The 14,997-nt window shown below is 68.3% G+C and carries 14 protein-coding genes and 1 pseudogene; 12 read left to right on the forward strand and 3 right to left on the reverse strand.

The genetic code is table 11. The features are described 5' to 3' along the window. Nucleotides 1-54: 54 nt before the first annotated feature. Entirely contained in the window at nt 55-1,563 is a 1,509-nt protein-coding gene (gene glpK / locus OCT48_RS10785; RefSeq protein WP_263589163.1) for a glycerol kinase GlpK, read from the reverse strand. A 212-nt stretch (nt 1,564-1,775) separates the two neighbouring features. Here glpK and OCT48_RS10790 point away from each other — a divergent pair, with 212 nt between their 5' ends. From OCT48_RS10790 to OCT48_RS10800, 3 genes are all read left to right on the forward strand, one after another. Continuing rightward, on the forward strand, nt 1,776-2,534 hold the full coding sequence (locus OCT48_RS10790; protein WP_263589164.1) for a DeoR/GlpR family transcriptional regulator: 759 nt from the start codon (nt 1,776-1,778) through the stop codon (nt 2,532-2,534). Between the two features lie 184 nt (nt 2,535-2,718). Further along, nucleotides 2,719-4,218 carry a glycerol-3-phosphate dehydrogenase gene (glpD, locus tag OCT48_RS10795; protein WP_263589165.1) on the forward strand — a complete coding sequence of 500 codons (1,500 nt, stop codon included), beginning with the start codon at nt 2,719-2,721 and terminating at the stop codon, nt 4,216-4,218. A 78-nt stretch (nt 4,219-4,296) separates the two neighbouring features. Continuing rightward, nucleotides 4,297-5,361, forward strand: coding sequence for an endonuclease/exonuclease/phosphatase family protein (locus OCT48_RS10800; RefSeq protein WP_263589166.1), 1,065 nt, complete (start codon nt 4,297-4,299; stop codon nt 5,359-5,361). A 60-nt stretch (nt 5,362-5,421) separates the two neighbouring features. Here the strand turns inward: OCT48_RS10800 and OCT48_RS10805 are convergent, their stop codons facing one another. Then, nucleotides 5,422-6,801 carry a class II fumarate hydratase gene (locus OCT48_RS10805; RefSeq protein WP_263589167.1) on the reverse strand — a complete coding sequence of 460 codons (1,380 nt, stop codon included), beginning with the start codon at nt 6,799-6,801 and terminating at the stop codon, nt 5,422-5,424. Nucleotides 6,802-7,004: 203 nt separating this feature from the next. Here OCT48_RS10805 and OCT48_RS10810 point away from each other — a divergent pair, with 203 nt between their 5' ends. From OCT48_RS10810 to merA, 6 genes and pseudogenes are all read left to right on the forward strand, one after another. After that, complete coding sequence (locus OCT48_RS10810) at nt 7,005-7,373, forward strand: phasin family protein (RefSeq protein ID WP_263589168.1); 369 nt, start codon at nt 7,005-7,007, stop codon at nt 7,371-7,373. 109 nt (nt 7,374-7,482) lie between these two features. Then, a complete protein-coding gene (locus tag OCT48_RS10815; RefSeq protein ID WP_263589169.1) occupies nt 7,483-8,022 on the forward strand; it encodes a carboxypeptidase-like regulatory domain-containing protein in 540 nt (179 codons plus the stop codon). 97 nt (nt 8,023-8,119) lie between these two features. After that, entirely contained in the window at nt 8,120-9,010 is an 891-nt protein-coding gene (ehuB, locus tag OCT48_RS10820; protein ID WP_263589170.1) for an ectoine/hydroxyectoine ABC transporter substrate-binding protein EhuB, read from the forward strand. A gap of 26 nt (nt 9,011-9,036) precedes the next feature. Further along, nucleotides 9,037-9,260: pseudogene (gene merP / locus OCT48_RS10825) on the forward strand (mercury resistance system periplasmic binding protein MerP); the annotation flags it as partial. A gap of 2 nt (nt 9,261-9,262) precedes the next feature. Then, on the forward strand, nt 9,263-9,520 hold the full coding sequence (merF, locus tag OCT48_RS10830) for a mercury resistance system transport protein MerF (RefSeq protein WP_263589171.1): 258 nt from the start codon (nt 9,263-9,265) through the stop codon (nt 9,518-9,520). Continuing rightward, nucleotides 9,513-10,919, forward strand: a complete 1,407-nt coding sequence (merA, locus tag OCT48_RS10835; protein WP_263589172.1) for a mercury(II) reductase — start codon at nt 9,513-9,515, stop codon at nt 10,917-10,919. Before merF ends, merA begins: the two co-directional genes overlap by 8 nt. Before the next feature lie 121 nt (nt 10,920-11,040). Here merA and OCT48_RS10840 read toward each other — a convergent pair whose 3' ends face one another. Next, nucleotides 11,041-12,456 (reverse strand): FAD-binding oxidoreductase, encoded by a 1,416-nt coding sequence (locus OCT48_RS10840; RefSeq protein WP_263589173.1) that lies wholly within the window; start codon nt 12,454-12,456, stop codon nt 11,041-11,043. Between the two features lie 246 nt (nt 12,457-12,702). Between OCT48_RS10840 and OCT48_RS10845 the strand changes: the two genes are divergently transcribed. The 3 genes from OCT48_RS10845 to OCT48_RS10855 all read left to right on the forward strand — a co-directional run bounded on the left by OCT48_RS10845 (nt 12,703) and on the right by OCT48_RS10855 (nt 14,964). After that, nucleotides 12,703-13,410, forward strand: coding sequence for a winged helix-turn-helix transcriptional regulator (locus OCT48_RS10845; protein WP_263589174.1), 708 nt, complete (start codon nt 12,703-12,705; stop codon nt 13,408-13,410). 224 nt (nt 13,411-13,634) lie between these two features. Further along, nucleotides 13,635-14,303 carry a MerR family transcriptional regulator gene (locus tag OCT48_RS10850; protein ID WP_263589175.1) on the forward strand — a complete coding sequence of 223 codons (669 nt, stop codon included), beginning with the start codon at nt 13,635-13,637 and terminating at the stop codon, nt 14,301-14,303. 4 nt (nt 14,304-14,307) lie between these two features. Continuing rightward, complete coding sequence (locus OCT48_RS10855; RefSeq protein WP_263589176.1) at nt 14,308-14,964, forward strand: cytochrome c biogenesis protein CcdA; 657 nt, start codon at nt 14,308-14,310, stop codon at nt 14,962-14,964. The last annotated feature ends 33 nt before the right edge of the window (nt 14,965-14,997 follow it).

Genomic DNA, 14,997 nt, shown 5'->3' on the forward strand with positions numbered 1-14,997 from the left:
GGCGGGAAATGCAACCCCTTTTTTCCCGCCACGAGGCGGTCAAGTCGCGCCGGATCAGGAACTTGGGGTGTCCTGCTCCGGCGTGCAGCGGACCCGGTTCACCGCCTCGAGCCAGCCGGCATAGAGCCGCTCGCGCTCGGCCTCGTCCATGGTCGGGGTGAAGCTGCGCTCGCAGTGCCAGAGGGCGGCGATCTCGTCGAGATCCCGGTACCAGCCCAGGCGCAGGCCGGCCAGGTAGGCCGCCCCCAGGGCGGTAGTCTCGAGGATCCCCGGGCGGTCCACCTGGACGCCCAGCATGTCGGACAGGAACTGCATGAGCCAGTTGTTGGCCACCATGCCGCCATCCACCCGCAGGGTGCCCGGCGGCGTGCTCATGTCGTCGCTCATGCACACCTGCAGGTCCCGGGTCTGGTAGCAGACCGCCTGGAGCCCCGCGGCGACGATATCGCCGATGCCGGTATCCCGGGTCAAGCCGAGGATGGCGCCCCGAGCCTTGGGATCCCAGTGCGGTGCGCCCAGGCCGGTGAAGGCCGGCACCAGGTAGACGCTGTGACCGCTCCGGGTCTCGCTGGCCAGGGTCTCGGTCTCGGCGGCATCGGCGAACAGCTTGAGCCCGTCCCGCAGCCACTGGACGGTGGCCCCGGCGACGAAGATGCTGCCTTCCATGGCGTAGGTCGGCACGCCGTTCAGGCGATAGCCCACGGTGGTCAGCAGCCGGTTGCGGGAGATCTCGGCCCGCTCCCCGGTATTGACGATCATGAAGCAGCCGGTGCCGTAGGTGCTCTTGCCCATGCCCGGCATGAAGCAGGCCTGCCCCACCAGGGCCGCCTGCTGGTCGCCGGCGACCCCGGCGATCGGCAGGGTTCCGCCCAGCAGGTCGGCCCGGACCCGGCCGAAGTCGTCACTGGAATCCTTCACCTCGGGGAGCAGGCTCGCCGGAATGTCGAACAGCGCGAGCAGCTCCGGGTCCCAGCGCTGCGCATGGATGTCGAACAGTGCCGTGCGCGAGGCGTTGGTGGCATCGGTGGCATGCACCCAACCGCCGGTGAGTCGCCAGATCAGGAAGGTGTCGACGGTGCCGAAGGCCAGCTCGCCGCGTTCCGCCCGCTCCCGGGCGCCCTCGACGTTGTCGAGCAGCCAGGCCAGCTTGGTGGCCGAGAAGTAGGGATCGATGAGCAGCCCGGTGCGCGCCTGGACGAGGCCGGTGTGCCCCGCCTCGCGCAGCGCCTGGCAGCGATCGGCGGTGCGCCGGTCCTGCCAGACGATGGCGTTGTGGAGGGGCTCGCCGGTCTGCCGATCCCACAGCAGGGTGGTCTCGCGCTGGTTGGTGATACCGATGCCGGCGATCGCCTCGAGGCCCACGCCCGGGTGCGCGATCACCTCGCGACAGGTCGCCACCACGCTGTCCCAGATCGCCTCGGGGTCGTGCTCCACCCAGCCATCGGCGGGGAACTGCTGGGGAAACTCGCGCTGGGCAGTCGCGATGCTGTGGCCGTCGCGATCGAAGAGGATCGCCCGGGAGCTGGTCGTGCCCTGGTCGATGGCAAGCAGGTAAGAGGCCATGGCGATGCATCCTGGTGTCGTTGAGCCGGGGAGCACTTTCGTTTTCCACAACGAAAATGTTCGCTTATGATCAAAAGACTACGCTAGTGGCCGATGACGCTCAATTGACAACCCCGCCTCCGGCCTACGACTTTCGCCGCAAGAGGATCGGGGAAAGCGCCCCTGCAGCGGCCGACGGGATGGCGTAGAATCCCGGCGATCAAGGAGTCAGCATGAACCCACAGCAGCGCCAAGACAGCATCGTCGACCTGGTACGCCGGCAGGGCTACGCCAGCATCGAACAGCTCACCGAACATTTCGCGGTCACCCCCCAGACGATCCGCCGCGACCTCAACCGGCTCTCCGGCGAGGGACAGCTGCGACGCGTCCATGGCGGGGCCGGCCTCGAGTCGAGCACGGTCAACACCGCCTACTCGATGCGCAAGACCCTCAATCTGGAGGCCAAGCAGCGCATCGCGGCCCTGCTCGCCAGCCATATCCCGGACCATGCCTCGCTGTTCATCAACATCGGCACCAGCAACGAGGTGGTCGCCGAGGCGCTGCTGGATCACCACGGGCTGGAGGTCATCACCAACAACCTCAACGTGGCCGCCATCCTGCAGCGCAAGGAAGACTTCAACGTGATCATCGCCGGCGGCCAGGTCCGTTCCCGGGACGGCGGCATCATCGGCGAGGCCACCATCGACTTCATCAACCAGTTCAAGGTCGACTTCGGCATCATCGGCATCAGCGGCATCGACGAGGACGGCTCGCTGCTGGAATTCGACTACCAGGAAGTGCGGGTCGCCCAGGCCATCATCCAGAACTCCCGGCAGGTCTACCTGGCCGCCGACCATTCCAAGTTCCAGCGCAACCCCGTGGTGCGCCAGGGCAACCTTGCCCAGCTCGATGCCCTGTTCACCGACCGCCAGCCCTCCGAGCGCATCCTGCAGTTGCTGCAGGCCCACGACGTCACCCTCCACCTCGCCTGACTCGCCGGCCCGCCCTTGCGGTGGGCCCCTTCGTCCGCCGGCGCCCCTCGTCAGACCAACTGCGATAGCCCTGTCACCCAGGCCTCATCGCTTGATGTTCGATTTCAATTGCTTTATTTTCGTTTTCAAACATATCTTGGTCACCTTCAGACATCCCGGTCTCCCGGCCGGTGCGGAGCACTCCATGACAACGACCCATGACATCCTGGATCTCTTCGTCATAGGCGGCGGCATCAACGGCGCCGGCATCGCCGCCGATGCCGCCGGGCGGGGCCTCTCGGTGGGCCTGTGCGAACAGGCCGACCTGGCGGGCGCCACCTCGTCGGCCAGCAGCAAGCTGATCCATGGCGGGCTGCGCTACCTGGAGCACCACGAGTTTCGCCTGGTGCGGGAGGCCCTGCGGGAGCGCGAGGTCCTGTTGGCCAAGGCCCCGCACATCATCTGGCCGCTACGCTTCATCCTGCCCCACCGCTCCCACCTGCGCCCGGCCTGGATGCTGCGTGCCGGCCTGTTTCTCTACGATCACCTGAGCAAGCGCCAGCAGCTGCCGGGCTCGCGTGGCATCAGGCTCACGCCGGCCCAGGGCATGAGTCCGGACATCCGCCGCGGCTTCGAGTATTCCGACTGCTGGGTCGATGACGCCCGCCTGGTGGTCCTCAATGCCCTGCAGGCCCGGGAGATGGGGGCCGAGGTCCGGGTGCGCACGCGCTGCGTCGACGCCCGCGAGGTCGACGGCCACTGGCAGATCGAGCTCGAGGGCTTGGATAGCGGTCAACGCTTCCGGCGACGGGCCCGCGCCCTGGTCAATGCCGCGGGTCCCTGGGTGGAAGGCGTGGTCAAGGACACGGCCCACCGGCCCTCCCGCTACAGCGTGCGCATGATCCAGGGCAGCCATCTGATCGTGCCCCGCCGCAACCACGACGACCGGGCCTACATCCTGCAGAACACCGACCAGCGCATCGTCTTCGTGCTGCCCTTCGATGAGGACTTCAGCCTGGTGGGCACCACCGACCGGCGCTACGAGGGCGATCCCGCCCGCGTCGAGACCAGCGAGGAAGAGATCGACTACCTCCTCTCGGTGGTCAACGATCATTTCCGCCGCCCCCTGACGCGGGACGATGTCATTCGCACCTTCGCCGGGGTGCGTCCGCTATGCGACGATGAATCCGCCGAGCCCTCCGCCATGACCCGTGACTACACCCTGGATCTGGATACCCAGGGCCCGCCGCTGCTGTCGGTGTTCGGCGGCAAGATCACCACCTATCGCAAGCTCGCCGAGGCGGCCATGACCGCCCTGGCCCCGCACCTGCCGGCGATGCGCGGACCCTGGACGGCCGAGGCGCCCCTGCCCGGCGGGGACATCGGTGACCAGGCGCGCTTCCGCGAACGGCTGGCCGCCGACTTCCCGTTCCTGAGCCCGGCCCAGGTGCGCCGCTTCTCCCGCAGCTACGGCTCGCTGTGCCTGCGCTTTCTGGAAGGTAAGCGCTCCCAGGAAGCGCTGGGTGAACCCTACGGCGCGGGCCTGACCACCGCCGAGGTGGATTACCTGATGGCCCAGGAGTGGGCCCGCGAACCCCAGGACATCCTCTGGCGCCGGACCAAGCTCGGCCTGCATCTCTCCCCCGTCCAGGTCGCGCGTCTGGCAGACTACATGGCCCACCGCCGCACCGAGCTCGCGGCCTGAGGCCGGTGGCATTACCCTCGGGAAGCGGGCGCGGCAGGAAGCGCACCTGCCGAACGTCATTTCGGGGGAGAACGCGACATGGTCGAATGGTTGCTCGGTGGGCTCGCCGCCGTCCTGCTGCTGGCCAGCCTGATCGCTCGGGTCCCCGGGCACTGGTGGTGGCTACGGGCCTGCGAGTTCCCGCGTCTGCAGATCGGCCTGGGCGGTGCCGGCTGCGCCCTCGCCTCACCGCTGGCCGACCCGGCCGCGACTCCGTGGATCGCCGCGGCGGGATGCGCCGTGCTCGCCGTGCAGCTACGCCATGTCCTGCCCTGGACGCCGCTGTGGCCGGTCCAGGTCAAGGCCGCCCGGGACGATCGCCCCGATCGCTGCCTGACCCTGCTGGTGGCCAACGTGCTGACCCCCAATCGCAACAGCGATGCCCTGCTGGCGATCATCCGCGAACAGGATCCCGACCTGGTCCTGACCCTGGAGTCCGATGACTGGTGGGGGCAGCACCTCGACGAGGGGCTCAACGGCGGTTGGCCCCATGCCGTGCGCATCCCCCTGGACAACCTCTATGGCATGCACCTGTATTCGCGCCGCCCGCTCGTCGACCCTACGGTCAAGTGGCTGATCCAGGACGACATCCCGTCTATCCACTGCGGGGTCGAACTCGAGAGCGGCGACCGGATCCGCTTTCATGCCCTGCATCCTCGGCCACCGGCCCCCAGCGAGAGCGAGGAATCGCTGTGGCGGGACGGAGAGCTGATGCTGGTGGCCAAGCTGATCCACCAGGAGCCCGAGCCCACCGTGGTGGCGGGGGATCTCAACGACGTGGCCTGGTCACGCAGTACCCGGCTGTTCTGCCGGGTCGGCGGCATGCTCGACCCGCGGCGGGGGCGCGGCATGTTCAGTACCTTCCATGCGGACTACCCGCTGATGCGCTGGCCCCTCGACCACGTCTTCGTCAGCGAGCACTTCACGCTGAAGAAGATGCAGCGCCTGCCCCGCTTCGGTTCGGATCACTTCCCGATCCTGGCCACCCTCTGCTATCGCCCCGCCCGGGCCGACGAGCATGAGACCCCGACGGCCACCGATGACGAGCATCGCGATGCCGAGGGCACCGTGGAGGAGGCCAGGGAGCGCGACCAGGACACTTGATCGGCGCGCAGTCACCCTGCACGGCGATGACACTCGCCGCCCGCCGGAACGTCACGCCGGCTACTCGGGAATCCCGCCCCGGGTCAGTGCCGCCGGGTCGAGGAGTCGTTCGAGTTCCTCCCGGGCGAGATCGGTCTGCTCCTCGGCCACCTCGATGATCGGACGCCCCGCCTGGTAGGCCTGCTTGGCGATGGCCGCGGCGGCGTCGTAGCCGATCACCGAATTCAGCGCGGTCACCAGGATGGGGTTGCGCGACAGAGGCTCACGCAGGTGGTCCTCGCGGACCTTGAAGGTGGCGATGGCCCGGTCGGCCAGCAGCCAGGCCGTGTTGCGCATCAGGGTGATCGAGGTCAGCAGGTTGTTGGCCACCAGCGGCAGCATGACGTTGAGCTGGAAGTTGCCGCTCTGGCCGGCCACCGTCACCGCGGTATCGAGACCGATCACCTGGGCCGCGGCCTGGGCCGCCGATTCGGGGATCACCGGGTTGACCTTGCCCGGCATGATGGAACTGCCGGGCTGGAGGGCCTCGAGCTCGATTTCGCCGAGGCCCGCCAGGGGGCCGGAGTTCATCCAGCGCAGGTCGTTGGCGATCTTCATGACCACGCAGGCCAGGCCGCGCAGCTGCCCGGAGAGCTCCACGGCGGCATCCTGGGCCCCCAGGCTGGCGAAGAAGCTGTCGTTGGGGGACAGCGTCAGGCCGGTCTGCTCGCTGAGGTCGCGAGCCATGCGCCCGGCGAACTCGGGATGGGCATTGATGCCGGTGCCGACCGCCGTGCCGCCCTGGGCCAGCCGGCAGAGGCGCAGCATGGCGCTGTCGAAACGCTCGATGGCCTGGCCGACCTGGCTGGACCAGCCGCCGAGCTCCTGGCTCATGCGCAGCGGCATGGCATCCATCAGGTGGGTGCGTCCGGTCTTGACCACGGCATCGAGACCCGCGGCCCGCACGTCGATCGTCTCGTGGAGGTGCACCAACGCCGGGCGCAGTCCCCGGGTCACCTCCAGGGCGGCGGACAGGTGGAGGGCCGTGGGAACGACGTCGTTGCTGGATTGGCCCATGTTGACGTGGTCGTTGGGGCTCACCTTGAGATCGTCGCGGCTGGCCAGGTTGGCGATGACCTCGTTGACGTTCATGTTGCTCGAGGTACCCGAGCCGGTCTGGAAGACATCCACCGGGAACTGGTCGTCGTGGTCCCCGGCGATCACCGCCTCGGCGGCCGTCACGATGGCGGCCGCCCGCTCGGCATCGAGCAGTCCCAGGTCACGGTTGACCCGTGCCGCGGCGAGCTTGATGCGGGCGATGGCCTGGATGAAGGCCGTGGGCATGGCCTGGCCGGACACCGGAAAGTTGTTCACCGCCCGCTGGGTCTGGGCGCCATAGAGGGCATGCGCCGGCACCTCCAGCTCGCCCATGCTGTCGCGTTCGATACGCTGCTCGCTCATGATCGGCTCCTCGTGGATGGCTGCCCTGTCACCATGGTGTTCGCCGGGGCACCTTGCAAGGCGTCCGGACGGGCCCGAAAGAATTTGATCCGACCATGTTGCACTGCACAAATCACTTTGCTATTGTGCACTGCAACAGACGAGGGAAGGCATCGGCGGACCGCCCAGGCCTTCACCAAGCCACCCCCGAGGAGGGTCAAACGATGCAAAACTTCGACACCAAGCAGTTCACCCAGCAGTTCGAATCCATGTTCTTCGGTCCGGCTCGCGCCTACGCGACCCTGTCCGTGGACTTCGCCGAGAAGCTGGCCAACGCCCAGCTGGAAGCCGGCAAGGCCTACACCGACACCGGCCTGGCCCAGGTCCGCGCCCTGCTCGACGTCAAGGACGCCGAAGGCCTGCGCAGCTACATGGAAGGCCAGCAGAAGATCGCCAAGGACCTGACCGAGCGCCTGAAGGGCGACGCCGAGAAGGTCGTGTCCCTGCAGCAGGACTTCGTCCAGCAGAGCCAGAAGCTGACCGAAGACAGCGTCAAGCAGGCCACCGAGACCGCCACCAAGGCCGCTCAGTAAGCCTGACGTCGCCATCGGCGACCGATCAAAGGGGGCCACCGCTACCGCGGTGGCCCCTTTTTTGGTTACTCTCTCCCCCGCACAGGGCCAACCCCACCGGGAGAGTGCAATGAGATACCCCATCCTGATCGCCCTGCTGGGCCTGATCCTGTCCGGCTGCCAGATGCTGCCCCCCGCCGGCCTGCCCCAGCGCGAAGGACCCGCCGAGGTGATCGACATCGGCGAACCGGAGGACCGGACTCGCGGACGCGTTCCCCGCCAGGTGGCCTTCCCCGCCGAGGAATACGCCGCCCTGGAGAAGACCGGCAGCGCCGCCCTGAGTGGCCGCCTGTCCCTGGAGAGCGCGGCGGGCACGGTGGTGGGCGCCGGCGAGACGATCTCGGTGGCCCCGATCACCACCTACTCCGCCGAGGCCGCCGAACAGGCCCTGGCCGGCCGCGCCGTCGAGCGGGCCGACCCGCGGGCACGGGCCTATACCCATACCACGCGCACCGATGCCAACGGCCACTTCCTGTTGCGTGGCCTGCCCGCCGGCGAGTTCTATGTCTCGGGCAGCCTGGTGGACCCCGCCAGCGGCAAGCGGCGCGTGGTGATCCACCAGGTCTCGCTGGCCCCCGGCCAGCACCGCCAGCTCCAGCTCAGCCGCTGACCGGCGCCCCGTGGCACCCTCATCCCCCGCCATCTACGCTGAAGGCTGATACGGGCACCTCTGCCACCGGGGTGCCGGCTCGGACGGGAGATTCGACATGGACTGCAGCACCGACGGCACCGGCCGCCCCCTCTCTACGCCCTGGGCCCGCTGGGCACTGGCACTGACCCTGACCCTTGCCCCGACTCTCGCCATGGCGGCGACCCTGGCGGAACTCCAGGAGCGTGGCAGCATCCGCGTGGCCGTGGCCAACGAGGTGCCCTACGGCTACCTGGACGAGAATGGCGAGGGACGCGGTGCCGGCCCGGAGGTGGCACGGCACATCCTGGGGGAACTGGGGATCGACCAGATCGACTGGGTGGTCACGCCCTTCGGCGAGCTGATCCCGGGGCTCGAGGAGGGACGCTTCGACATGGCCGCCGCCGAGATGGCCATTCGCCCGGCACGCTGTCGGCGGGTGCTGTTCTCGGCACCCAACACCTCCTACGGCGAGGGCCTGCTGGTGCGCGCCGCGAATCCGCTGGAGATCAATGGCTACGCCGACTTCGCCGAGCGCGACGACATCCGCGTCGCCGTCCTCGAGGGCGCCAGCCAGATCGACATCATGGCAGCGCTGGGCGTCCCGGATGCCCGGATGGTCCGGATCGCCGAGAACGAGGCCGCCATCGCTACCCTGCTGGAGGGGGACGCGGATGCCTATGCCGGCACCGGCCTCACGGTGAGCCAGCTGGACGCCAGCAGCCAGGAGGTCGAGGTGGTGCAGAACTTCGAGGACCCGAAGGTCGACGGGGAGCTGGTGCGCAGCTGGGGCGCCTTCACCTTCCCCCCGGAGGCCCAGGCACTGCGGGACGCCTTCACCGAGGAACTGCTGGACTACCGCAATACCCGAGCCTGGCAGGACACCCTCGAGAAACACGGCTTCACCCAGGACGACATCCTCAACGCCTTTCGCTTCGATACCGAGTGGCTGTGCGGCCAGGCGGAATGAGCAGGAACTGGGCCGCCATGTAGACCGTGACGCTGTCGGTACCGGGCATGACCTGCGCCCCTGCCCGATCACCGTCAAGGCCGCCCTCGACAGGGTGGACGGCGTCTCGCAAATCGAGGTGAGCTACGAGAATCGTGAGGCCGTGGTCACCTTCGACGATACCCGGACGTCCGTTGACGCATTGACCGAGGCCACCACCCACGCCGGGTACCCCGCCACCCCGAAACCCTCGGAGGCGGATCCGCAGTGACCATGAGGAACCCGAAGACCCTGCTGCGCGTGAGCGTGATCGGCACCGTCCTGGTGGCGCTGTGCTGCTTTACGCCGATCCTGGTGATCCTGCTCGGTACCCTCGGATTGGCGACACTGACCGGCTATCTGGACGTTGTGCTGTTTCCCGCCCTGGCTTTCTTCATCGGCCTGACCCTCTATGCGCTTTGGCGCAAGAAGCGATGCGACGCCGGTGGGGACAACGGCTCGCCTCCTTCAAGGAATTCCCCTCATGAATGATGCCAAGACCCCGCACATCGCCGTGATCGGCAGCGGTGGTGCGGCTATGGCGGCGGCCCTCAAGGCGGCCGAGCGCGGCGCCCGCATCACCCTGATCGAACGCGGCATCCTCGGCGGCACCTGTGTCAATACGGGCTGTGTGCCCTCGAAGATCCTGATTCGCGCCGCGCATATTACCCATCTACGCCGGGAGAGCCCCTTCGACGAGGGGGTGAACGCCCGGACGCCGGTGGTGGACCGGGCGAAGCTGCTCCGGCAACAGCAGCGGCGTGTCGAGGCACTGCGTGACGCCAAGTACCAGCAGATTCTGCGCGACCATCCGGCCATCACGGTGCTGAACGGTGAAGCCCGGTTCGTCGATGCCCATCACCTGACGGTCAAGCTGAACGAGGGCGGTGAGCAGACCGTCCGCTTCGATCGTGCCTTCATCGGCACCGGCGCCCGTCCGGCAGAGCCGCCGGTACCGGGGCTGGCCGATACGCCATACCTGACCTCCACCGGCGCGCTGGCACTGGACACCATCCCCGAACGGCTGATCGTCATCGGCGCCGGGTCTGTCGCCCTGGAACTGGCCCAGGCCTTCGCCCGGCTGGGCAGCCGGGTCACGCTGCTGGCCCGCAGCCGCCTGCTCTCCCATGAAGACCCGGCGGTGGGTGACGCCGTGGAGGCAGCGTTTCGCCGCGAGGGCATCGAGGTGCTCAAGCAGACTCAGGCGAGCTATGTGGACTACCTCGACAATGCATTCATTGTCGACACCAACGCCGGCAGCTTGCAGGCGGATCAACTGCTGGTGGCCACCGGGCGGACACCCAACACCGAGACCCTGAACCTGGCGGGCATCGGCGTGGAAACCATGCGTGGCGCGATTCTGGTGGATGAGCACCTGCAAACCACGGTACCGGGCATCCATGCCGCCGGTGACTGTACCGATCAGCCGCAGTTCGTCTATGTGGCCGCCGCCGGGGGCAACCGCGCCGCCGTCAACATGACCGGGGGCGAGGCCACCCTGGACCTCGGCGCCATGCCGGCGGTGATCTTCACCGCCCCCCAGGTGGCCACCGTCGGCCTGACGGAAGCCGCGGCACTCGAGCAGGGCGTCAGCGTGGAGACTCGCGTGCTCGACCTGGCGAACGTGCCGCGTGCGCTGGTGAACTTCGATACCGCCGGCTTCATCAAGCTGGTGGCCGAACGCGACTCGGGGCGGTTGCTGGGCGTCCAGGCGGTGGCGGGGAACGCCGGCGAGCTGATCCAGACGGCGGTGATGGCGCTGCGTGCGCGCATGACGGTGCATGCCATCGGCGATGAGCTGTTTCCCTACCTGACCATGGTGGAAGGCCTCAAGCTCTGTGCCCAGGCTTTCTCCCAGGATGTGACGCAGTTGTCATGCTGTGCCGGGTGAACGATATGATCGTGGTGTCACCCGAGGTCCAGGCCGACCTGCACGAGATCTGGATGGCCGAGACACGCGAGGAGGCCCACCGGGCCTGCGACCGTACGCTGAGCGCACCCGCGCCCTTCGCTCAATCGGGCGCGATGTTGCGATTGACGCGGAAGCGGTTATCCGGATCCCAGCGGCGCTTGATCTCGGTGAGCCGCCGCAGGGCCGGGCCGAGGGCCGCTTCGACGCGCTCAGGGCCTTCGTCCTCGGTCAGGAAGTTGATGTAGGTGCCGCCGGTGGAGAAGGCCTTCAGGTCGTGCCAGGCCTCGCGGGCCCAGGCGATGTTCGCCGCGTCGTCGTCCGGCGACTCCCAGGCGCCGCCCACGTTGAAGACGTAGCGCGCATCGCGGTTGCCCACCGCCGAGTGGTCATTGTCGAGCGCGTTCAGGGCGCCGCCGAGCTGGAACAGGATCACCGCCGAGTGCGGCGAGCGGATGCGCCCGGCATGCTCGATGACCCTGTCGCACAGCGCGGGCTCGATGTCCGGCAGATACTCGCTCTTCCAGTAGTAGCGCCGTCCCCTGGGCTGGGTGGCATCGAGCAGCTTCTGCATCTGCGCATAGGGCCGACGCACCAGCACGTCGCCGATGGGCCGGCCGAACGCCTTGATCGGTGCGACCACCGCCTCTCCCTCCTCCGGGTTGCCGCTGTAGCAGGCGAGCAGCGCCACGATCGGCTTGCCATGGTATTCCCTGGGCAACCAGGGCGCCGGCGGCGCCGGGCGCATCAGGGCGACCAGGGTCAGTTCGAGCGGGGCCTGCTCGGCCAGGCGGCGATAGAGTTCGAGCACCGCCGGGGCCTCGCTGGCGGGCCAGGCCACCAGGCCGCCCACGATCTCCGGGCCGACGGAGTAGAGTTGGTAGTCGAAGCCGGTCACCACACCGAAGTTGCCGCCGCCACCCCGCAGCCCCCAGAACAGATCGGCATGCTCGTCGGCACTGGCATGCACCAGTCGGCCGTCGGCGGTCACCACCTCCATGCCCAGCACGTTGTCGGTGGTATAGCCCCAGCGCCGGCTCAGGTAGCCGAAGCCGCCCCCGAGGGTGAGCCCGGCGATGCCGGTGGTCGAGATGAAACCGAGCACGGTGGCCAGGCCGTGTACCTGGGTCTCGCGATCCACGTCACCCAGCTCGCACCCCGCCTGGGCATGGGCAACCCGACGTTCGCGGTCGACCCAGACCCCACGCATCAGCGAGAGATCGAGCATCAGCGCGCCGTCGGCCGCCGCCAGCCCCGCGATGTTGTGGCCGCCGCCCTTGATGCAGAGCAGCAGGTCGTGCTCACGGGCGAAGCGCACGCCCGCCATTACGTCGGCGACCCCCAGGCAACGCACCACCACGGCCGGCCGCCGGTCGATCATGGCGTTCCACAGGCGGCGCGACGCCTCGTAATCCAGGTCGTCCGGCGTCAACAGCGGCCCCTGGAGCTGCATCTGCAAACCGGCAAGCATGTCCGGCGTCAAATCGATCTCGGTATCCTCGAGTGTTGTCGCTCTCATGGTCAGGGCTCCTGTCGTCGCCAAGGTTCGAGGTATGCGCCCCCACCGGTCCGCGTCCACACCGCGAGGGCCGCCTCCGGGTCTCGGCGTGGCGGCCCTGGCTCGGCACCTTGCCATGCGGAGCGTGGAGGACATCGTCACGCTAAACTTAGTAGAGCCGCCGGCTGACCGGGAATTCACGATCTGTACCGCACCCGGCGGACGAGCGGCGCCGCGGACGTCCCGCCACCCGAGGAGGGCCCTTCGATGACGGACTGGGGATACAAGCAGTTCTGCCCCGTGGCCATGGCCTCGGAGGTGCTCGGCACCCGCTGGACCATCCTGGTCATCCGTGAGCTCCTGAGCGGCAGCCATCGCTTCAATGACCTGCGCCGTGGGCTGCCGCATATCTCGCCGGCCCTGCTGTCGAAGCGGCTGCGCGAACTGGAAGAGCTGGGGGTGGTGGGCCGCGAGCGCGATCCCGAGACCGGCAACCCGCTCTACTGTCTCACCGAGGCCGGCGAGGAGCTGCGCCCGGTGATCATGGCGATGGGCTGCTGGGGGCAGCGCTGGCTGGAAGCGCAGCTCTCCATGAAGAACCTCGATCCGTCGCTGCTGATGTGGGATATGCGACGCAACCTCGATCCCGCCCCCTTGCCGCCCCAGCGGGTCACGATTCAGTTTCTGTACCACGATGTAACGCCCGGCCGGGCCAAGTGGTGGCTGATCGTCGACGAATCGAACGAAGATGGCGCCGTCGACCTGTGCAGGAAGGATCCCGGCCACGATGTCGATCTCTACGTGGTCAGCGACCTGCGCACCATGACCGCCATCTGGATGGGGCTGATGACCGTGGCGGAGGCGCTCGATAGCGGCAAGCTCCGGCTGACCGGGGCACGCCAGCTGCAGGCCAGCATGCAGAACTGGCTGGGACTCAGTGTCTTTGCCGGCGAGTCCAAGCGGGTCAGCGCCTGAGCATCCCCGCTCCCGACGCGGACCCGACGCCACCCGCTTGGCAGGCCCCTGCATGAACGGCACCAGCACGCCGTCGCCTTCGGCGCATGGCCTCGGGGCGGGCAGCGATCTCCGACGCGGTTTCGCCGCCCTCGAGGGCGGAGACCGACTGGGAGCGTTGGCCTTGCCCTCGTACCATGGTACGGCGATTAAGCTAGCCTCCAGATTACCGTGTGGGTACCGCGATGAGTGACATGACCATCGGCAAAGTGGCCGGGGCGGTGGGCGTGGGGGTCGAGACGATTCGCTTCTATGAGCGACGCGGGCTCATCGCACAGCCCCCTCGCCCGGCAGTGGGAGGATATCGCGTCTATTCGGATGAGACGGTGCGGCGGGTGCAGTTCATTCGCCGCGCCCAGGAGCTCGGGTTCTCCCTGCGCGAGATCGCCGAGCTGCTCTCGCTGCGTGCCGACCACGACACCGATGCCGGAGAGGTTCAGCAGCGAGCCACCGCCAAGCTCCAGGATGTGGACCGCAAGATCGAGCGGCTCCAGCGTATCCGTCGCGGGCTGCTGACGTTGCTCGACCGTTGCCCGGGAGAGGGCCCGTTGCGGTGCTGCTCCATCCTCGATGCGCTGGAACACGACAGGGTCTTGCACGGCGAGACGACCAGGCGAAAGGAGAATGGCATGCAGACAGTGAAACTCACCGTCGGGGGCATGCACTGCGACGGCTGTGCGGAGATCGTCCGCCACGTTCTCGAGCAGCAGCCCGGGGTCAAGGGGTGCACGGTCTCCCATGAGAGCGGCGAGGCCAGGGTGGCGGTCGACACCGCCCAGACCCCCGCTGAGCGGCTCGCGGAGGCGGTACAGGGCGCAGGGTATTCGGCAAGCCTCGTGACAGCGGCAGACTAGCGTCTTGGAGATCGTCGCTGCCTTGCCGCTGGCCGCCGGACTCGGGTTGCTGGGCTTCGTCGAGCCCTGTTCGGTCGGTAGCCACCTGCTGTTCCTCCGCCATCTCGAACGACTTCCTCGCCGGATTCAGGCCGTCCAGACGCTGCTGTTCACCCTGACCCGGGCCGCGTTGATGGCCGGGCTAGGAGTGCTCGCAGCACTGATCGGCAGTGCGTTCACCGGGCTTCAGCACGGTCTCTGGGCCCTGCTGGGAAGCCTCTATGTGATCGTGGGACTGCTGTACCTGGGTGGCGGCGCGCCCTGGTTCCTGGCCCGCGTGACACGCCTCCTGCCACGCCTCTCCGGGACCCCGGGCAGCCTGGGGCTGGGCATGTTGTTCGGCTTGAATGTGCCGGCCTGTGCCGCCCCTCTGCTGGCGGTGCTGCTCGGTGATACGGCCGCGCGAGCCGCGGCCGGTGGGGGCGTCACTTTCGGCGCCGCCACTCTGCTGGTGTTCGGCCTGGCGCTCTCCAGCCCCCTGGTGCTTGCCGTCCATACCGCCCGGGGCCGGCGTTGGCTCGAGGCCCTCGCGCGACTCGCCGGACGCATGCCGCGCTGGACGGGGGCCGTGCTGGTGGGGCTGGGAGCGTGGACCCTGTGGTTGGCCTTCTCCTGGACGTGAGGGCTCGACCGGCTCCCTCCCTACAGTGCCCCT

It is taken from the genome of Halomonas sp. M4R1S46 (genome assembly GCF_025725685.1).
Taxonomy (GTDB): Bacteria; Pseudomonadota; Gammaproteobacteria; order Pseudomonadales; family Halomonadaceae; genus Halomonas.